At 65.3% G+C, this 17,419-nt stretch carries 22 protein-coding genes; 7 read left to right on the top strand and 15 right to left on the bottom strand.

What is annotated here, in order from left to right:
• Positions 1-105: 105 nt before the first annotated feature.
• The 14 genes from fliP to R3D65_RS09125 all read right to left on the bottom strand — a co-directional run bounded on the left by fliP (position 106) and on the right by R3D65_RS09125 (position 9,520).
• Complete coding sequence (gene fliP / locus R3D65_RS09190; protein WP_371274914.1) at positions 106-870, bottom strand: flagellar type III secretion system pore protein FliP; 765 nt, start codon at positions 868-870, stop codon at positions 106-108.
• Positions 871-901: 31 nt separating this feature from the next.
• Positions 902-1,381: a flagellar basal body protein FliL gene (locus tag R3D65_RS09185; RefSeq protein ID WP_371274913.1), complete on the bottom strand. Its 480-nt coding sequence runs from the start codon at positions 1,379-1,381 to the stop codon at positions 902-904.
• Between the two features lie 10 nt (positions 1,382-1,391).
• Complete coding sequence (flgH, locus tag R3D65_RS09180; protein WP_371274912.1) at positions 1,392-2,108, bottom strand: flagellar basal body L-ring protein FlgH; 717 nt, start codon at positions 2,106-2,108, stop codon at positions 1,392-1,394.
• Positions 2,105-2,623: a MotE family protein gene (locus R3D65_RS09175; protein ID WP_371274911.1), complete on the bottom strand. Its 519-nt coding sequence runs from the start codon at positions 2,621-2,623 to the stop codon at positions 2,105-2,107. The genes flgH and R3D65_RS09175 overlap by 4 nt, the downstream gene beginning before the upstream one ends.
• Positions 2,620-3,726, bottom strand: coding sequence for a flagellar basal body P-ring protein FlgI (locus R3D65_RS09170; protein WP_371274910.1), 1,107 nt, complete (start codon positions 3,724-3,726; stop codon positions 2,620-2,622). Before R3D65_RS09170 ends, R3D65_RS09175 begins: the two co-directional genes overlap by 4 nt.
• The gene (gene flgA / locus R3D65_RS09165) at positions 3,723-4,172 is read right to left on the bottom strand and encodes a flagellar basal body P-ring formation chaperone FlgA (protein ID WP_371274909.1); all 450 of its coding nucleotides are present in this window, start codon (positions 4,170-4,172) and stop codon (positions 3,723-3,725) included. The genes R3D65_RS09170 and flgA overlap by 4 nt, the downstream gene beginning before the upstream one ends.
• Positions 4,173-4,176: 4 nt before the next feature.
• Positions 4,177-4,965 (bottom strand): flagellar basal-body rod protein FlgG, encoded by a 789-nt coding sequence (flgG, locus tag R3D65_RS09160; RefSeq protein ID WP_371274908.1) that lies wholly within the window; start codon positions 4,963-4,965, stop codon positions 4,177-4,179.
• A 10-nt stretch (positions 4,966-4,975) separates the two neighbouring features.
• Positions 4,976-5,287, bottom strand: a complete 312-nt coding sequence (locus R3D65_RS09155; protein ID WP_371274907.1) for a flagellar hook-basal body complex protein FliE — start codon at positions 5,285-5,287, stop codon at positions 4,976-4,978.
• Positions 5,287-5,703, bottom strand: coding sequence for a flagellar basal body rod protein FlgC (flgC, locus tag R3D65_RS09150; protein WP_371274906.1), 417 nt, complete (start codon positions 5,701-5,703; stop codon positions 5,287-5,289). The genes R3D65_RS09155 and flgC overlap by 1 nt, the downstream gene beginning before the upstream one ends.
• Before the next feature lie 3 nt (positions 5,704-5,706).
• Positions 5,707-6,087, bottom strand: a complete 381-nt coding sequence (locus tag R3D65_RS09145) for a flagellar basal body protein (RefSeq protein WP_371274905.1) — start codon at positions 6,085-6,087, stop codon at positions 5,707-5,709.
• Positions 6,088-6,152: 65 nt separating this feature from the next.
• Positions 6,153-6,626, bottom strand: a complete 474-nt coding sequence (locus R3D65_RS09140; protein ID WP_371274904.1) for a hypothetical protein — start codon at positions 6,624-6,626, stop codon at positions 6,153-6,155.
• Between the two features lies 1 nt (position 6,627).
• The gene (locus R3D65_RS09135; protein ID WP_371274903.1) at positions 6,628-8,013 is read right to left on the bottom strand and encodes a FliI/YscN family ATPase; all 1,386 of its coding nucleotides are present in this window, start codon (positions 8,011-8,013) and stop codon (positions 6,628-6,630) included.
• Between the two features lie 4 nt (positions 8,014-8,017).
• Positions 8,018-8,740, bottom strand: a complete 723-nt coding sequence (flgF, locus tag R3D65_RS09130; RefSeq protein WP_371274902.1) for a flagellar basal-body rod protein FlgF — start codon at positions 8,738-8,740, stop codon at positions 8,018-8,020.
• 6 nt (positions 8,741-8,746) lie between these two features.
• Positions 8,747-9,520, bottom strand: coding sequence for a DUF1217 domain-containing protein (locus R3D65_RS09125; protein WP_371274901.1), 774 nt, complete (start codon positions 9,518-9,520; stop codon positions 8,747-8,749).
• A 138-nt stretch (positions 9,521-9,658) separates the two neighbouring features.
• Between R3D65_RS09125 and motA the strand changes: the two genes are divergently transcribed.
• From motA to R3D65_RS09090, 7 genes are all read left to right on the top strand, one after another.
• Positions 9,659-10,522: a flagellar motor stator protein MotA gene (gene motA / locus R3D65_RS09120; protein WP_371274900.1), complete on the top strand. Its 864-nt coding sequence runs from the start codon at positions 9,659-9,661 to the stop codon at positions 10,520-10,522.
• Positions 10,522-11,427 (top strand): FliM/FliN family flagellar motor switch protein, encoded by a 906-nt coding sequence (locus R3D65_RS09115; protein ID WP_371274899.1) that lies wholly within the window; start codon positions 10,522-10,524, stop codon positions 11,425-11,427. Before motA ends, R3D65_RS09115 begins: the two co-directional genes overlap by 1 nt.
• Positions 11,424-11,774: a FliM/FliN family flagellar motor switch protein gene (locus R3D65_RS09110; protein ID WP_371274898.1), complete on the top strand. Its 351-nt coding sequence runs from the start codon at positions 11,424-11,426 to the stop codon at positions 11,772-11,774. The genes R3D65_RS09115 and R3D65_RS09110 overlap by 4 nt, the downstream gene beginning before the upstream one ends.
• Positions 11,775-11,799: 25 nt before the next feature.
• Positions 11,800-12,795: a FliG C-terminal domain-containing protein gene (locus R3D65_RS09105; RefSeq protein ID WP_371274897.1), complete on the top strand. Its 996-nt coding sequence runs from the start codon at positions 11,800-11,802 to the stop codon at positions 12,793-12,795.
• A 14-nt stretch (positions 12,796-12,809) separates the two neighbouring features.
• The gene (flhB, locus tag R3D65_RS09100; RefSeq protein ID WP_371274896.1) at positions 12,810-13,871 is read left to right on the top strand and encodes a flagellar biosynthesis protein FlhB; all 1,062 of its coding nucleotides are present in this window, start codon (positions 12,810-12,812) and stop codon (positions 13,869-13,871) included.
• Positions 13,872-13,877: 6 nt separating this feature from the next.
• Entirely contained in the window at positions 13,878-14,312 is a 435-nt protein-coding gene (locus R3D65_RS09095; protein ID WP_371274895.1) for a hypothetical protein, read from the top strand.
• A 284-nt stretch (positions 14,313-14,596) separates the two neighbouring features.
• On the top strand, positions 14,597-15,628 hold the full coding sequence (locus tag R3D65_RS09090) for a diguanylate cyclase domain-containing protein (RefSeq protein ID WP_371274894.1): 1,032 nt from the start codon (positions 14,597-14,599) through the stop codon (positions 15,626-15,628).
• Here R3D65_RS09090 and R3D65_RS09085 read toward each other — a convergent pair.
• Positions 15,619-17,412, bottom strand: coding sequence for a flagellar hook-length control protein FliK (locus tag R3D65_RS09085; RefSeq protein WP_371274893.1), 1,794 nt, complete (start codon positions 17,410-17,412; stop codon positions 15,619-15,621). The two genes, R3D65_RS09090 and R3D65_RS09085, sit on opposite strands and share 10 nt — an antisense overlap.
• Between the last annotated feature and the right edge of the window lie 7 nt (positions 17,413-17,419).

The raw sequence follows: 17,419 nt of genomic DNA, 5'->3' as shown, positions 1-17,419 counted from the left end.
GGGCACCGCCTTCATCCCGCACATGAAGCCGCAAGGAAAATCGCACACCTCAACTTAATGGCGAGGAATGCGGGCCATTTCGTGGCGAAACTGTGGCAATCGCGTTCAGTTGAACGAACGGATCATGGAGCCGACGAGAAGGTTCCAGCCATCGATCAGGACGAAGAACAGGATCTTGAAGGGCAGCGCCAGCACGGTGGGCGGCAGCATCATCATGCCCATGGCCATGGTGATGGTTGCCACGACGAGATCGATCACCAGAAAGGGCAGGATGACGAGAAAGCCGATCTCGAAACCGCGCCGGAGTTCGGAAACCATGAAGGCGGGCACCAGGACGCGCCAACCAGGCCGCTCGCCGGGCTCGTAAGCCGGGTCGCGCTCACGCGCCAGATCCACGAAAAGGGCGAGGTCCTGGTCGCGCACGTTCTGGAGCATGAAATCGTAGAACGGCGTGCTGATGCGCTCCATCGCCTCCTGCTGGGAGATCTCGTTGCTCATCATCGGCTGGATACCCTCGTTCCAGGCGCGGTCGGCGGCCGGCTGCATGACGTAGAAGGTCATGAACATGGCCAGGCTGATGAGAATGAGGTTGGCCGGCGTGGTCTGAAGGCCGAGACCCGCGCGCAGGATCGAGAAGACGATGATGAAGCGGGTGAAACTGGTGACCGTGATCAGGATGCCGGGTGCCACGGCAAGCACCGTCAGCAGGCCGAAAAGCTGGATGATCTGACCGGCGGTCTGACCCTCGATGCCGCCCGGTTGCGCCAGGTTATTCAGCGCATCGCCCAGCCCGCCGTCCTGGGCAAGGGCGGCAGGCGCCAGCAAGGCGGCCGCGACCAATCCGAGAGCCAGGATCAGCGCCGGTCTCATTCAAACAGCATCGTCTTGATCAGAACCTGCTCTATCTTGCCCGGCCCGGCCCGCAGGCGCGCCCGGTCCAGCAGGTCGTTGCGGAATTGCAGATAACCTGTCGGCGTGTCGACATAGTCGAGCGCAGCGTGCGGGCGAAGGCCAGCAGGTCCTGGTGAATGTAGTCGGCCACATGCGGCTCCAGCGTCTCGTTCAGCACCAGCGAGAGTTCAAGGCGCATCCATGTGGCGGACGGGACGGCTATGTTGGTGACGATGGGATCCAGCGCCGTGACCTGCGGGCCGGCCGCCGGGGCATCGTGTTTCGCCTCTGCGCCGGCTTTTTCGCCGCCATGGGCGGCTGCACCGGCATCCGCCTGCGCGGTCGCAGCCGGCGATGCGATTTTAGGCGCAAGGATGAAGGCGCCCAGACCCCAGCCCGCGCCGGCGCCGAAAAGGACGACGACGGCGAGCGGCACGATCAGCCCCTTGACGAGAGAGGGTTTGGGCTCTTCCCCGGTTTCGTCGTCCATGTCCGCGTCCTCAGAACGGCAAGATCAGGTCGGTGACCTGCTGGCCCCAGGATGGTTGTTGCACCTCGGTGAGCCGGCCGCGGCCGCCATAGGTGACGCGCGCCTCGGCTATGCGTTCGTAGCGGATCGTGTTGTCCGGGCCGATGTCGTCCGGCCGCACGATGCCCGCAATGGTCAGGATGCGCAGTTCGTGGTTGACGCGCACTTCCTGGCTGCCCTGAATGATGAGATTTCCGTTTGCCAGCACCCGGGTGACCAGCGCGGCAACCGACAGGTTCAGGTTTTCCGAACGCACGGTGCTGCCGTCGCCGGCGAAATCCGAACCGCCGTTCAGGGTGCCGGAACCGGAGGCTGCTCCACCAACGCCATTGATGTCATAGACCCCGGTCAGGCCGATATCGCGCGAATTGGTCCGCGAGCGGGCCGATTTGTTCTGGAACTTGGCATTGTCGTTGATCGAGATGAGCACGGTCAGGACGTCGCCGTCCTTGAGCGCCCGGCTGGACTTGTAGAGGTTGTGCGCGCGGTCGTCCCAGAGCGAATAGCGCGACGGGCTCGCCGGCGGCCGTTCGGGATAGCTCTTGTAGGCGAGCATGCCTTCATCGACGCCGGATCCGATGGGCGACATTTCCGGGGCGCGCCCGATTTCCCGGACCCTCTGGCTGCATCCCGATGAGATGAGCACGGCGGCGGCGAGACCGGCGAGAAGTGAAAGGCGCTTTGTCATGTTCCGTCGTCCTTGCGCGCGGCAGCCGCCAGGATCATCGTGACGGCAGCTGCGCGCTTCGGCTCCATCTCGTTGAGGATGACACCTGCCTTGGCAGGCGGAAGCGCAAGAAGGATGGACGAGGCCAGTTGCGGCGAGATCTGTTCAAGCCGCGCGGCGGCGGCATCCGGGCGCATCTTCTGATAGATGTCGACAAGGGCTTCGGTGGCACGGCTGGCAAAACCGTCGCGAAGGCCAACCCATTGTTCCAGTTCCTTGCGCTTCTGCTCCAGTTCCGCCAGCTTCGCCTCCACGTCGGATTGCAACTGGCGCAGCTTCTCTTCCTTGATCTTGTAGCGCAGCTCCTGCATCTCCTGGGAGATGTTGGTGCAATAACGTTCCGCATCGCCCGGTCCCGGCGCCGCATCCACGGAGACATTGCGCATGTCCTGTGCCTGCGCGGACGCGGCCCATACGGCAAGGCCGGCGGCCAGCATGGCGATTAGAGGCCGTGTTCGGGCGCAGCGGCGGATCATTGCAGGACAAGCTCCGCCTGAAGCGCGCCGACGGACTTGATCGCCTGAAGGATGGCGATCGTGTCGGTTGGCTTGACGCCGAGCTGGTTCAGGCCGCTGGCAATGGCCCGCAAGCTGACGCCATCGACAATGGCGACCACCGAATCGGGCTGGTTGGCGGTGACCAGGGTGGAGGGCTGAACCGCCGTCTCGCCATCGGAGAACGGGTTCGGCTGAACGATTTCCGGCGTTTCCGTCACGGTTACCGTGAGCGTGCCATGACTGACGGCCACCTGCGATATCTTCACGTCCTGGCCGATGACGATCGTGCCGGTGCGTTCGTCGATGACCACGCGGGCCGGCGCATCGGGCGTGACGCGAATGTTTTCGATCTCGGCGATAAAGCGGGCGGCGGAGGCCTTTTTCGGCTTGGTGAGCGCGATGGTGCGGGAATCGACCTCGCGGGCGACCTTCATGCCGAAGCGCCGCGTCGCATAGGCGTTGATCGCATCGGTCATGGCCACGGCCGTGGAAAAGTCCGGATTGCGCAACATGAGGTCGAGATTCCTCTCGTCCTCGAAGCGGGCCGGGATTTCACGCTCGACGATGGCGCCATTGGGAATGCGCCCGGAGGTCGGCACGCCCTGTGTGACCTGCTCGGCAACGCCCTGCGCGTTGAACCCGGAAATGATGAGCGGGCCCTGCGCAGCGGCGTAGATGTCGCCATCGGCGCCGCGCAACGGGGTCATCACCAGCGATCCGCCGGCCAGCGAGGACGCATCCCCCAGCGAAGAAACCGTGACGTCGATGCGCGAGCCGGAGCGCACGAAGGGCGGCAGATTGGCCGTGACGATCACGGCGGCGACATTCTTGGCGCGGGTTGCGCCGGTTTCCGTGGCGATGCCGAGATTGTTCAGCATGGAGCGCATCGACTGCTCGGTGAAGGGCGCGCTGCGCATGCTGTCACCGGTACCCTGGAGTCCGACAACGAGTCCGTAGCCGATAAGCTGGTTGTCGCGCGCGCTGTGCAGCGATGCAATGTCCTTGACGCGGGCCGCGCCAGCCGGGGCAAGCCCGGCCATCCCGGCCAGAAGCATGACGAGGAGAACCCGGAAAGCCCTCATTGCCCGCTCACCAGAACGGTTCCGTCGGGCTGCACAGTGCCGGAAAACTGGCGGCCGCTTTCGCGATTGCGCAGACGGACCGTCTCACCCAGCGCCGCATTTGCCAGGGGAACCCCGACCAGCGATATTTCCAGCGCACCGGAGCGGAAGATGGCCTTGACGGGGACGCCGGCCTGCACGAGATCGGCAGCTCGCAGGTCTTCCGGGTAGATCAGCCGGTCGGGCAGGATGGTTTTGGCCGCAACCTTTCCGGTCGCCTCGTCCGGGTTCTTGAGGAAGGCGCGATCCGAAAGGACATTGCCTTTCACCTGGATGCGGCCGACCAGATCCGCAGTGATCTCCTGGCCGGGATAGATGATTCGCCGCGCCACCAGCACGGTCTCGGCGGCGGCCGGGACAGCCATGCCCAGGGCGAGCAGAACGGCAAGGGCAGCGCCCGACCTCATCGCCTTACCTCAGGTTCTTCGAAACGGTTGCGGCCATGTCGTCGGCGGCCTGGATCACCTTGGAGTTCATCTCGTAGCCGCGCTGTGCGGCGATCAGCGAGGTGATCTCGCGCACGGGATCAACATTGGACGATTCCAGATAGCCCTGGCGCAAGGTGCCGAAGCCGGGATCGCCGGGCACGCCCAGCACGGCGGCGCCCGACGCCGCACTTTCGGCGAACAGGTTCTCGCCCAGCGGCAGCAGGCCCACCTCGTTGGCGAAATTGGCAAGTGTTAGCTGTCCGAGCTCCTGCAATTCCACCTGGTCCTGGAAGCGGGCGAAGACCTGGCCGGAATCGTTGATGACCACCTGGACCGTCTCGGCCGGCACGGTGATCGCCGGCTCCACCGGATAGCCGCCCGTGGTGACAAGCTGGCCGGCGGCATTGGTGTTGAAAGCGCCGGCACGGCTGTAGAGGGTTTCGCCGTTCGGGCCCTGGACCTGGAACCAGCCCTGGCCGGAAATGGCGACATCGAGCGCATTGCCGGTGGCATCGAGCGCACCCTGGAGGTTGATGTTGCGAATGGCGGCGGTGCGCACGCCAAGGCCGATATAGGCACCTTCGGGCACAATGTTCTGGTTGGCCTGCGAGGGCGCGCCCTTCAGCGTCTCGGCCTCGTAGAGCAGATCGGTGAACTCCGCCCGGGCGCGCTTGAAGGCCGTGGTGTTGATGTTGGCGATGTTGTTGGCGATCACATCGAGATTGGTCTGCTGGGCGCTCATGCCGGTTGCGGCGATGGACAGGGCTCTCATGGCGTCTTCCTCAAATGCTCATCCGGCTGATTTCGAGATAGGCCGAAACGATCTTGTCGCGCACGGCGACGGCGGCCTGCAGCGTCTGTTCCGCCGTCATCACCGCTTCGACCACCTCGCGCGGGCCGGAATTGCCGGTAATGCCGCGCAGGGCCATCCGGTCGCCCTCGTGCATCGTGTTGACGAAATGCGTACCGGCTTGCTCCAGGGCGGCGCCAAAGGTGGCGGCGGCCCTTTCCGCCTCGGCCGCGGCAGGCCTGGATGCGGCTGCGGCCGGAGCGGGCAGCGACAGCGCGGAAAGGGCGGAAACCGGATCAGCCATCAGTTCTGCCCCAGAAGCCCGATGGTCATGGAGACCAGTTCACGCACCTGGCGCATGACCTGGATATTGGCCTCGTAGGAGCGGTTGGCCTCGCGCATGTCCGCCATCTCCACCAGCACGTTGACATTGGGAAGCTTGACATAGCCATTGGCGTCGGCAGCCGCGTTGCCGGGATCGAGTTCCTTGGGGTAGTCCGAACCGTCCAGGCCGATCTGCGACACGCGGACCCTGGACACGGGCATGTCGCGCGAAACCTCCTCGGCGAAGGAAACGGTCTTGCGCGTGTAGGGATCGCCGCCCGCCTGCAACGATGTCGACGAGGCATTGGCGATGTTCTCGGAAACGACGCGCAGCCGCGTGGACTGGGCATGCATGCCCGACGACGCCACCCTGAGCGATGCTGACAAAGGATCCATGGTTTACCCCCTGGCCACGGACATGAACATGCGGTGAAAGGCCTTCACGATGGCCGTGTTGAGTTCGTACTGGTTGCGCAAATCCGTCTGGTTGAGCAGTTCGGTTTCCAGCACGACGGGCCTGGCCGTCTCGTAGACAGCGTAGTCGGCGCCCCGCCCCGCCTGGCCGCTGGACGCCATCTCGCCCGATGCCAGCAGATGACTGGGCTGCGTGACGGAAAGCCGGCCGGCCGAATTGTCCAGATAGGCCTCGAAGGGCGTGACGTCGCGCGCCTGGTAATCCGGTGTGTTGGCATTGGCGATGTTGGCCGCAACCGCCGACTGCCGGGCCGAGAGCCAGGAGGCCTGCTGGTGCGCCATGTCGAGCAAGGGCAGGATCTGCATCGTTCCACCTTTCTTCGAAAGATGGCTACACGATTCGACTTGCGCGGAGCTTGCAGCCGGCCGGTTCAGCGCACCGCTTCAAGCACTTCGCCGGTGCTGGTGACAAGCTGCCCGCCCGCTTCCGTCGTCCGGATCGCCTCGACCCGCGCACCGTTGGAAAGCTGGGAACCGACCCGCACCAACTGCACGACAGCACCATCGACGACGAGGGCCGAATTCTGCGAGATCGACAGAAGCCTGAGCGCGGCGGCATCGCCCGGGAAGGGCTGGCGAAGGGCGGCAGCGGGCCGTTCCTGCTGCTGCGCGGTGCCGGTTGCCACGCGGTCGATCACCGTGACCTGGCCGGAGGGACCAAGCCGCTCGAAGCGTGCCGCGCGGTTCTCCTCTTCCGCCACCTCGGCGACGACACCGGTATAGTCCATGGTCGGCGGGGAGAATTTCTCCTGGTTGAAATGGATGTAGAAGGGCAAGGCGCCGCAGACGGCGGAAAGAACCGCGCCGGCGGCTTTCCAGCCGAGATCCTGGAAGAGGAGGCTCATGTCACTTCTCCTGTTGCATCGGGCGCGCACCGGGCTGTGCGCCTTCCGGCACATCCATCTTGCGCTGCCGTTCCTTGAGGTTGCGCGCCAGCTCGATGAACGGATCGAGGCTCGGCGGATCGAGCGGCCCCTGTTTCATGGCCTCGTAGATCATCGGCACCAGTTCAACCGCCTGGTCGAGCACCGGATCGGCGCCGCGTATCCACCCGCCAAGCATGCGGATTTCCCGCGTTTCCTCGTAGCGGGCGACAAGCCCGCGCAACTCGGTCACGAACAGCCGCTGTTCCTCGGTCCACACGCGAAGCGCAAGGCGCGACAGGGACGCCAGGATGTCGACGGCAGGGAAGCGGCCCTGGTCGGCGATGTGGCGGTCCAGCACGAGATGGCCGTCCAGGATGCCACGCATCGTGTCGGCGACCGGATCGTTGTGATCGTCGCCATCGACGAGGACGGTGGCAATCGCGGTGACGGAGCCCGAGCCCTCGCGCCCGGGCCCGGCCCGCTCCATCAATTGCGGGAGGGCGGCGAAGACGGATGGCGGATAGCCGCGCGCGATGGGCGGTTCGCCAAGCGCGATGCCGACCTCGCGCAGGGCGTGGGCGTAGCGCGTCACCGAATCGATCATCACCAGGACCCGCATGCCGCGATCGCGGAAATATTCCGCCGCCTCCAGGGCCATGACCGGCGCGGAGCAGCGCATCATGGCGCTTTCGTCGCTGGTGGCGACGACCGTCACGGTGCGCGACACGTCCTCCGGCCCGATCGTGTCCTCCAGGAATTCGCGCACCTCGCGCGACCGCTCGCCGACAAGGGCGATCACCGCAACGTCGAAGGCATCGGAGCGGGCGAACATGGACAGCAGCGTCGACTTGCCGACGCCGGACCCGGCGAAAATGCCGATGCGCTGGCCATAGCAAAGCGGCGTGAAGACATCCGCCACTTTCACGCCGGTGCGGAACGGGGCATCGACACGCGCGCGATGAAGCGGCGGCACCGTCCGCGCAGCGCCGCGGCGCTCGGGCAGGACCGGGATCGGCCCTCCCCCGTCCACCGGTTCGCCCAGCGCGTCGATCACCCGGCCGAGCCATGCCATGTTCGGGCGCGGCGCATGGACGGCACCCGCCGCCAGGACGACATCGCCGCGCCGCAGCGCACGCGTGCTGCGATAGGGCGCGACGACGACGGCGTCGGGATCGATACGGATCACCTTGCCCCAATGGCGCTGGCCGCCGCTTTCGGCCCATACGGCATCGTTGAGCGTGACATGGGGTTCCAGCCCGCGCACGCGGTAGAAGCCGGCCGATACGGAATCGACATAGCCGCCATGCAGCACGCTGCCGGCGAGCGAATGGGTCAATGCCTCCAGATGGTCAAGCGTGGCGGCCATCGCGTCACTTGCCACCCAGGAGCTGGACGGCGCTGTTGAGCGAACTGTCGGCATCCTTGATCATGGTGGCGACGCTGTCGAACGTGCGCTGAAGCATGATCAGGCGCGTCATTTCGCGCACGGGATCCACGTTGGATTCCTCGATGAAGCCCTGCACCGCGCCGATGTCCGGACGATCGACAACGGGAACGGGAGGCGTGGCGGGAATGATGCCGGACGCGCCGTAGCGGTTCACGTCGCCGCCGGGCTCGAAGGTATAGAGACCGAGCGATCCGACAAGCTGGCCGTTCTGATAGAGGAAGCCGTCCTTGCCGGCCGTGATCCCGCCGCCCGCCGGATTGAGCTGGATGGCCGCGCCGCCCGGATCGAGCACGGGGTCGCCATCGATATTGACCAGCACGCCCTCGGGGTTCAACGAAAAGCGCCCGTCCCGTGTCAGCACCATGCCGGCATCGGTCTGCACCGCGAACCAGCCATTGCCGCGCACGGCGAAATCAAGCGGATTGCCCGTCTGCGTCAGGCCGCCGGACCGTTCGTCGATATAGGTCTTGCCCTCCGTCACGAAGGCAGTTGCGTCCTGCCCCGTCCCCTGCAACGCCTCATGGAACTGGATGCGCGTCGCCCGGAAACCCACCGTGCCGGAATTTGCAACGTTGTCGGCCAGCGTATCAAGCCGGCGCTCGATGGCGATCTGCGAGGACAGGCCGACATAGGTTCCCACCTGCATGGCGCGTTATCTCCTGAGGGTCTGGATGGCCATCATCAGATCGGGCGAGATGCCGGCACTGGAGTTGGAAAAAAGCAGGCCGATATTGTTCGCGGTCGTCTGGTCCGGGTTGTTGGCATCCCAGAGCGCGGAAAAACGCTCGATCTGCTTGGCAACGGCTTCGGGATCGGAAAATTCCTCCAGGTCGACGCGATCCTTGAAGATCTCGATCTGCCGGTCGATGTCGAGCATCGAGAAGCTCTCGGGCAGGCCGAGATTGGTGCGCACGACCGTGAACAGGGCCTGGTCGGCGAGAATCTCCGTGACGCTCTTGATCTCCGGCGCCTTGCGCTCGAAATAGAGCGCCAGGCGCACCGCCGTGTTGGTCTCGCCGGCATTCTCCTCCAGCGTCTGGCGCACATACTTCTCCGCCACGCCGGTCGTCGCCCGGCTGAACGTGGTGGCCGTGGCGCCGTAGCGGTTGAAATCGAAGGTCTTGGCAAACTCGATATAGCGCTTGTCGGCCAACTGGTTGACAAAGGCCTCGTCGTCATCGTGGCCTTCCTCGAGCACCTTGGTCATGAAGGCCTTCGCATAGGACATGTCCGACAGGCCATGCGCCTTCATGGCGTAGTTGAACAGGCGCGTATCGGCCATGAAATCATCGACCGTGTCGATATTGCCGATATTGGCCAGGTAATACTCGGTCTCGCGGCTGACGACGGGATCGCGATTGATGGCTTCGACCGAGCGATCCATGTTCGCGGCAATGAGATTGTATTGCACATAGGTGCTCAACATGGGCGCGCCTCCTGCATGGACTCAGGAATATTGCGTCTGCCTTGCGCCAGGCTAACGCGGCTGGCGGCGCGGCAAATCAGGCTCACGCAAGAAAGCCCGGGTAATCGTTTCGGACACGGTTATGCAAAGGGATTCGGCGTGGGCATCATCGTTGGACTGATCGTGACGCTCGGGTGCGTGCTTGGTGGCTTCATGGCCATGGGCGGCCATATCGAGGTGCTCGCACAGCCCTGGGAATTCGTCATCATCGGCGGTGCGGCCTTCGGCACGTTCCTCGTCGCCAATCCGCTCTACGTGGTCAAGGATTCCGGCAAGGGCGTGATGGAAGCGCTGAAGAACGCCGTGCCCGACGAGGAGAAATACCTGGAAATCCTGGGGCTTCTCTACAGCCTGCTGCGCACCATGAAGGACAAGCCGAAGAGCGAGATCGAGAAGCATATCGACGCGCCGGAGGAATCGAGCATCTTCCAGGCCTATCCCTCGGCCCTGGAAGACGAGGACTTCGTCAGCTTCACCTGCGACTATTGCCGCCTCATCACGGTCGGCAATGCCCGTCCCCACGAGATCGAGGCGCTGATGGAAGAAGAGATCGCGACCATCCGGCACGACCGGCTGAAATCCTATCACGCCCTCCAGGCCGTGGCCGACGGCCTGCCGGCACTGGGCATCGTCGCCGCGGTCCTGGGCGTGGTGAAGGCGATGGGCAAGATCAACAGTTCGCCGGAAGTGCTGGGCGGCCTGATCGGCGCGGCGCTGGTGGGCACGTTTGTCGGCATCTTCCTGTCCTATGCCGTGGTCGGGCCGGTCGCGACGAAAATCAAGATCGTTCGCGAGAAGGGCTTGCGCAAGTTCTTCGTCGCCAAGCAGACGCTGATCGCGCACATGAACGGCTCGGTTCCGCAGGTGGCACTGGAATTCGGCCGCAAGGCCATTGCCGCGCATGACCGGCCCTCCATCGACGCCGTCGAGGAATCGACGACGACAAGCCCGGCGGTGTCGTGATGGCGGCCCCCCAGAGCGGGCGCCTGCCCGGCGCCGACGACCTGCTGCTCAAATGCCTGCACGAAAACGCCAGCGCGGGCGAAGTCAATGACGCGGCCGCCATCCTCAAGAAGCTCGGCAAGGATCTCGCCGCCCGCATGGCCGATGAACTCGAACACGAGATCGGCGGGAACCTTGCGCTTGAACATGGCGCGCATGAGAACGGCACGATCAACGCGCTTCATTCGCGGCTGGGCCAGGCATCGGCCGTCGCGGTCTATGCCGACGAGGCGGACCCGGAGCGCACCTGCGTGCTGTGGATGGACATGACGCTGGTTTCCAGCCTCTCCACGGTCTTCATGGGCGGCGACCCGCTTACCGCCGAGGAAACGCGCGAAAGCCTGACAGGCGTGGAAATGTCGTTTTTCCGTGTGCTGGCCGAGAACCTGGCCACGGCCCTCTCGGCGGTTTCCGGCCGCGAGATCCCGATGCCCCAGATCGGACTCGGTCCCATGGTCGACATGACCATCCTGACCGGCATCCACGCAGACCTGTTCCGCCTCAACGGCCGCTGCGGAAAGGCCGTCCGGCCCGTCTATGTGGCACTCACCGGCATTTCGCTGGACGGCCTTGCCGTGACGAGCGAGGAACAGCGCCGCAATGTCGACCGGCTCAAACGGCTTGGCGTACGGGCCGAGTTCCTGGTCAACCTGAACGACATGACGCTCAGGGACATCGGCCGGCTGACGCCGGGAACCGTCATTCCCATCCCTGCGACGAGCCTGCGCGATTGCGAGATCAGCGTGGGCGGACGCAGGATCCTTGCAGGACAGTGCGGGCAGGCCGGCGGCCTGCTCAGCGTGCGGATCAACGGCGAACAGCGAACCGCCGGCGTGAAGACAGACAATACCGGAGCATTTCGATGAGCCCGCTTGAGAAATCGGAACAGGATCTCGACCAGGCGATCCGCGAACTCAAGGGCGAGATCCAGGAAGCGCCCGATGGATCACGCGGCCGCGACGAGGCCGGCCCCCAGGGTTCCGGATCGCTGATGAACATTCCGCTGAAGGTGCAGGTCGCCATCGGCGCGGTGGAGATGACGGTGGGCGACTTGTCCAATCTCGGACCCGGCCAGACGGTTTCGCTCAACAAGCTGGTCGGCGATCCTGTGGACATCATCGTCAACGGCACGCGGATCGGTACCGGTTTCCTGGTCGCCATACCCGGCCACACCCCCACTTTCGGGCTGAAGATCCACAGCCTGAACGACTGACGGCGCCAACGCGGATGCGTATTCCATGACCCTGACCAAATCCCAGAAGGCCGTTGCCATTCTCGTCGCCATCGGAACGCCGAAGGCACCGGAACTGCTCAAGCACTTCAAGAAGAACGAGATGAAGGCGCTGCTGGAGATCGCGCGGGGCTTCCGCAACGTGGAACCGGAGGTTCTCGACGAGATCATCCGCGAATTCGAAGGCGATTTCGCGCAGGGCGCGGGCATTGTCGATTCAGCGGAAATCATGAACCAGATGCTGATGACCAGCCTTGGCGAGGATGAGTACGCCGAACTGACGGACAGCAAGAAGCGCCTGCCGGAGACGCGCCAGGAAGATGTCTGGAGCATTCTCGCCCAGGCCGACGTGGATCGCATTGTCGCCCATGTCACGGCCGAGAACGAACAGGCGGCGTCCTTCATCCTGTCGCGCCTGCCGGAATCGCTCACGGCCCAGGTGCTGGAGAAGATCGACAAGGCGCGCCGCGCCAGCCTTGTGGCCCGCATGCTGACCGCCAAGGACCTGCGCCCGGAGGCGGCGCAGCTCATCGAGCAAAGTGTGCGGCAGGTGTTTGGCGGCACGGCGAGCGCGGGGCCGGTCAACGAACCGGGCCGGCTGGCGAGCGTCCTCAACGAACTGGACCGCGGCCTGCTCGACGACCTGCTCGTCGACCTGGAGACGCGGGTGGAACCGCGCCAGCTCGCCTCGATCACCTCGCGCCTGTTCCGGTTCGACGACATTGTCCGGCTGGACCAGGGCGCCCGCGCAAGCGTTCTCGACGCCATGGAAGCCCAGGTGCTCACCGATGCGCTGCGCGGGGCGGACGACGATATCCGCGAGGCCATGCTCTCGGCCATCGGCCAGCGCAGCCGCCGCATGATCGAGGCCGATCTGGCTTCGGGCGCGAAAGGCAATCCGCAGGTCGTCGCCGGTGCCCGCCGGGCCATCGTGGCCGCCGTGCTCGACAAGATCGACAAGGGCGAGATCACGCTGGGCGAGCCGGACGAAATGGCAGCGTGACGGCCTGAACCACGATGTCGGAACAGCCGGACAAGGAAAGCAAGACAGAGGCGCCGACGGAGAAGAAGATCCGCGACGCACTGGAGAAGGGCCAGACCGCCTTCTCGCGCGAGGCGCCGCTCTTCGCCTCCCTGCTGGCGACAGCCGGTTTCATGGCGCTTTTCGCCAATCCCTCCTCGATGATGATCACCGAGCGGCTGTCGCATTTCATGGGCCATGCGCACGAGATCAGCCTCAACACCGGCCTGGATGCCACCAATGCGCTGGCCGCCATATTCGGTCCCGTGCTGACAACGCTGCTGCCGCTGTTCGCGGTGCTGATCGTCGCCGGCATCGCGGCTTCGGCGGCACAGAACACGCCACGCATGGTGCGTGAGCGAATCCTGCCGAAATGGTCAAACGTTTCCCCGGCCAGCGGCTGGACGCGCATTTTCGGCAAGCGCGGCTTCATCGAGTTCACCAAGTCGATCGTGAAGATCGGGTTTGCCTTCGCCGTGGTGATCTTCTTCATGCGCGGGCGCATGGAAGCGCTGATCGGCTATGTGAACCTGCATCCGATGGCGATGCTGCATGTGCTGGAACAGAACATCGTCTACCTGCTGGCGCTGGTCTGCGCCTTCATGGCCGTGGTGACAGCGATCGACATCCTGTCCTCGCGCCACCTCTGGTACGAGGATCTGCGCATGACGCGCCAGGAGGTGAAGGACGAGCACAAGCAGGCGGAAGGCGATCCGCTGGTGAAGGCACGTATCCGCGCGATCGCCCGCTCGCGGGCGCGCAGCCGCATGATGAGCGCGGTGCCCACGGCCACGCTGGTGATTGCCAACCCCACCCACTATGCCATCGCGCTGCGCTACGAGCCGCAGCGGGACGCGGCGCCGGTGGTGGTGGCCAAGGGGACCGACGATCTCGCCTTGCGCATCAGGGCGCTTGCCGAGGCCAGCGGCGTTCCCGTCTTCGAGCGGGTGGAACTGGCCCGCAGCCTCTACAAGGTGGTCAAGGTCGACCAGATCATTCCGCAGGCCTTCTACAAGGCGGTGGCCGAACTGGTTCGCTATGTCTACAGCAGAAAGTGATCAGGGATGAAAGCAGACGATCTGAAGACGACCCGCGAACGGCTGATCACCCGGGGGATCCGCGACTTCCTGACCGAATTGCAGATGATCAACCCGGAATATTTCATCGCCTTCATCACCGTTGGCATGCATGCCTCGCTGGAGGATCTGGTCAATTCCTGCGCCGAACTCTATTTCGAGCCCGGCTTCATCCGGCTTGGCCAGGGCAGCAGCGTGGCCGTGTCCTGGACCACACCGCCCGGCGTCACGCTGGATATCGAACTGGAGAGCCGTGACATGCGGGCCTATCTCCAGGTGGAACTGGCGGGCAACCGGACCACGGTCAAGCTGAACTATATCCAGTTCTCGACCGGCCATGACAGCCCGCAATGCAATACCGAACATCTGGCCATGACGATGCAGCGGCACAGCCGCGTTCCGGCCATGAGCCGGTGCCGCTGAAGGCCGGCTCGCCTGTCCGTGCGAAAGAGTAACCGTTTCCGGTGCGCAAACGCTCGATTGCAACCGATGCGATTCACGCGGAATTAAGTGCTGTCTGGCAGCATCATTTCCGGGAATGAATCCTCAGTGCGGCCGGGATGCGACCGGCACGGCATCAGCACCGGCCGGGGCAAGCGGCGGCGCCTTCCGTCCTGCCCGGCTTGCATGCACGGCCGCCAGAGCGTCGACGCGAGAGCCTGGCCACGATGCCTTACCGAATAAAAAGACGACCGACAGGGGATGTCATGGAAGGGCTCAAACATACGCTGCTCACCGAGCTGGCGCGGCAGAACTCCGTTCTCGAAGTGGTCATGGCCTGCGTCGCGCAGGGCATCGCGCTCTATGACAGGAAACTCAACCTGGTCCTGCACAACGACAAATATCTCTCACTGTATGACGTGCCGCCGGAGGCTTCGCTGGTGGGTACGAACAAGCTCGATATGCTGACCATGCGTGTCGACCGCGGCATCTACAGCGAAGAACGGTTCAAGCAATACCTGGCCAGCATTCACACGATGCTGCAGCGGCGCGAGCCGATGCGCTCGACCTGCGAACTGACGAACGGCCGCGTCATCGAGGTCAATGCAGCACCGATGGAGGACGGCGGCTGGCTGTGCACGCATCACGACATCACCACCCAGCACAAGCTGCAAAAGGCCATCGAGCATGTGGCCTGCACCGACGAGTTGACCGGTCTGTACAACCGCCGTGTGCTGGAGAAGACCTGCCAGGATGCCTTCGCCGGCTGCAAGCCCGGATGCGGAACCGCGCTCGCCCTCGTCGATCTCGACGGCTTCAAGCAGGTCAATGATGTCTACGGCCATTTCGAGGGCGATCTCATTCTCAAGCAGGTGGCCGGACGCTTGCGCGCCGGGGCACGCCGGGAAGACACGGTCATCCGCCTTGGCGGCGACGAATTCGCAGTCGTGCAGCCGCGCATCGGTTCGGCACGGGATGCCGAGGACGCCGCCTATGCGCTGATGGAGCGCTTCCAGGAGGAATTCGAGGTCGACGGCCGCCAGGTCTTCGTGGGTTGCAGCGTCGGCCTTGCCTATAGCGACACCGGCGAGGGCGATCTCAAGACGATGCTCAACGAAGCCGACAGGGCCCTCTACCGGTCGAAAGACAAGGGAGATGGCTCGATCCACCTCGTGCGCTTCGACAGGAATGGCCAGCAACTCAAGACATTGACGCGGGAAGAAGCCGCCGGCCGGCTGCTCTCGGGAGCCTTCAGCCCGATGCCCGCGGAAGCGATCGTCTGGAACGGCTACACGTAAATGGTTCCCGGCGTGGCCCGGCCGGCTGCCTGGCCATCATGCGGCTGGCTGTTGCCACCGGCCCCCGTACCGCGCCCGTCCTGACGGGCGGGGGAGCCGTCACGCCCGTCGCGGGCTTCCGGCTGGCTGCCAGCAGAGAAATCCTGCGCGGGCGCGCGCTCCTGCCCGCCGCCCTGCCCCGGAGCGGGCATGGCCTGGCTCTGGTGCGCACCGGTCACGCGCAATTCGGCAACCGTGCATCCCTGATGGCGCAGCCAATCGTTAACGCTGTCGGCGTCCAGTTCCAGCAGGCGCTGACTCTCGGCGTTCTCTGCCCTGATCTCGACCACGAGCCCCTCGCTGCCCATGCGCAATGTCAGGCCGACATGGCCCAGATGCTCGGGCTTGAGCTGAATGCGCATGGTACCGGGCGTTGCATGGCTGACGGCCGCGCCTTGCGGCAGGTCCGCGCGCGCGTTGCCGGTCGCGCCCGATACCGCAACCGCTTCACCAATCGCGCTTGCGAGGGACCGGACATCAACGCCCTGGGCCACCGGTGCTGCAACGCCTGAAACCGGTGACTGGGCCGGCCCCGCGGCATTGACCCCGGCTACGGGTTTCGACACTTGCGGCGGCGTGTCCTTGTCATTCGACGTCGAGCGACCCTTGCCTTCGAAGGATGCCGCCACCGGGCCGCGATCCCTCCTGGCGACGGGTGCGGCCTCACGGTCCGGCACAATTGCTTCCGGCATGGACGGCCCGGCATTTTCCGCCGAGCCGCGACCTGTATCCGGAGGGCCGGAGACCGTCTGGACGGCTGGCCGCAGGCTCGGTGCGGCGGAGGCGGATGATGCCGCGCGGGCATCATTCCCACCCGGCAGTGGCGGCGAGGCCCGGAAGGCGGAGGCGGCTGACGCCGCGCTCGCCTGTGGCGGCGGCTGGTCGGACGGCTGGTCAGCGTCTTGCCGCGGCGCCGCCTGTGCGGTCCGGTCAGACGCGGGGTCAGGCACGGCAGCGGCCGGGGCCGGCTGGCCCGGGTTCTCGACTGGTGTCAGGTCTGCTTGCATGGCAGGTGCCCGGCCCATGCCGGCTGCCGCCGCGCTCGCTTCCGTCGGCGGCTGGTCGGCGTCTTGCCGCGGCGCCGCCTGTGCGGTCCGGGCGGATGCCGGGTCAGGGACGGCAGGTGCCGTTGCCGGCCGGTCCGGTCTGCCAGCCAGCGGTTCATCCCCGCGCCCGGCCGGGATGCCGGCCTGCTGCTGTGGTAGAGGCGTTTCCCCGGTCGACGTCGCGGCGCGGGCCGCGTCTTGCCCGGCTGCCTGTGTCACCGTGTCCCCGGTTGACGCCGGGTGCGCCTCCACCGTGCCGGGATCTGCGCCAGGGACGCGATCCCTGGCGGGCGGGTTTTCACGATCGGTGGCAGCGGTCACCGGCGCCTTGCCATCGCCGGCCGGTCGCGGAGCACCGGCGCCGGCATCCTCATCCGCTGTCGAGCCGGGTGACAGGCCATCCGCCGTGGCTGGCGCGCGCTCCAGCCAGCCTGGATGCCAGGTGCGGGCAGGCTCGTGACCGGCCTCGCCCTTGCCGTCCGGGCCGTCCGTGACTGGGGTCAGGCCGTCGCCAGCCGGCATGCCAATTGCCGTTTCGCCGGGCAGGTTCGGCGGATTGTCCCCGCCAACCGTTACCGTTTCCACCCGGAGCATTGCGGAGAAGTGACCATTCGCCGCCATGGGCCCGGCTTGCACGGCCGCGGCGCGGCGGCTGTCCTGCCGCACGAGTGCGGCGAAGGCATCGCCCTGGTCCGGCATTGCCGGT

The sequence above is a fragment of the Zhengella sp. genome (genome assembly GCF_041397485.1).
GTDB lineage: Bacteria > Pseudomonadota > Alphaproteobacteria > Rhizobiales > Rhizobiaceae > Zhengella.
This window is presented reverse-complemented; position numbering and strand designations above follow the sequence as displayed.

Coding starts and splice junctions, on each gene's coding strand:
- flgA (WP_371274909.1), bottom strand. CDS start 4,172: ATGAGGTCGGGCGCTGCCCTTGCCGTTCTGCTCGCCCTGGGCATGGCT.
- R3D65_RS09185 (WP_371274913.1), bottom strand. CDS start 1,381: ATGGACGACGAAACCGGGGAAGAGCCCAAACCCTCTCTCGTCAAGGGG.
- flgC (WP_371274906.1), bottom strand. CDS start 5,703: ATGGATCCTTTGTCAGCATCGCTCAGGGTGGCGTCGTCGGGCATGCAT.
- fliP (WP_371274914.1), bottom strand. CDS start 870: ATGAGACCGGCGCTGATCCTGGCTCTCGGATTGGTCGCGGCCGCCTTG.
- R3D65_RS09095 (WP_371274895.1), top strand. CDS start 13,878: ATGAAAGCAGACGATCTGAAGACGACCCGCGAACGGCTGATCACCCGG.
- R3D65_RS09115 (WP_371274899.1), top strand. CDS start 10,522: ATGGCGGCCCCCCAGAGCGGGCGCCTGCCCGGCGCCGACGACCTGCTG.
- flgF (WP_371274902.1), bottom strand. CDS start 8,740: ATGCAGGTGGGAACCTATGTCGGCCTGTCCTCGCAGATCGCCATCGAG.
- R3D65_RS09110 (WP_371274898.1), top strand. CDS start 11,424: ATGAGCCCGCTTGAGAAATCGGAACAGGATCTCGACCAGGCGATCCGC.
- R3D65_RS09090 (WP_371274894.1), top strand. CDS start 14,597: ATGGAAGGGCTCAAACATACGCTGCTCACCGAGCTGGCGCGGCAGAAC.
- R3D65_RS09085 (WP_371274893.1), bottom strand. CDS start 17,412: ATGCCGGACCAGGGCGATGCCTTCGCCGCACTCGTGCGGCAGGACAGC.
- flgG (WP_371274908.1), bottom strand. CDS start 4,965: ATGAGAGCCCTGTCCATCGCCGCAACCGGCATGAGCGCCCAGCAGACC.
- R3D65_RS09125 (WP_371274901.1), bottom strand. CDS start 9,520: ATGTTGAGCACCTATGTGCAATACAATCTCATTGCCGCGAACATGGAT.
- R3D65_RS09135 (WP_371274903.1), bottom strand. CDS start 8,013: ATGGCCGCCACGCTTGACCATCTGGAGGCATTGACCCATTCGCTCGCC.
- R3D65_RS09145 (WP_371274905.1), bottom strand. CDS start 6,087: ATGCAGATCCTGCCCTTGCTCGACATGGCGCACCAGCAGGCCTCCTGG.
- R3D65_RS09155 (WP_371274907.1), bottom strand. CDS start 5,287: ATGGCTGATCCGGTTTCCGCCCTTTCCGCGCTGTCGCTGCCCGCTCCG.
- R3D65_RS09140 (WP_371274904.1), bottom strand. CDS start 6,626: ATGAGCCTCCTCTTCCAGGATCTCGGCTGGAAAGCCGCCGGCGCGGTT.
- R3D65_RS09105 (WP_371274897.1), top strand. CDS start 11,800: ATGACCCTGACCAAATCCCAGAAGGCCGTTGCCATTCTCGTCGCCATC.
- flhB (WP_371274896.1), top strand. CDS start 12,810: ATGTCGGAACAGCCGGACAAGGAAAGCAAGACAGAGGCGCCGACGGAG.
- R3D65_RS09170 (WP_371274910.1), bottom strand. CDS start 3,726: ATGAGGGCTTTCCGGGTTCTCCTCGTCATGCTTCTGGCCGGGATGGCC.
- R3D65_RS09175 (WP_371274911.1), bottom strand. CDS start 2,623: ATGATCCGCCGCTGCGCCCGAACACGGCCTCTAATCGCCATGCTGGCC.
- flgH (WP_371274912.1), bottom strand. CDS start 2,108: ATGACAAAGCGCCTTTCACTTCTCGCCGGTCTCGCCGCCGCCGTGCTC.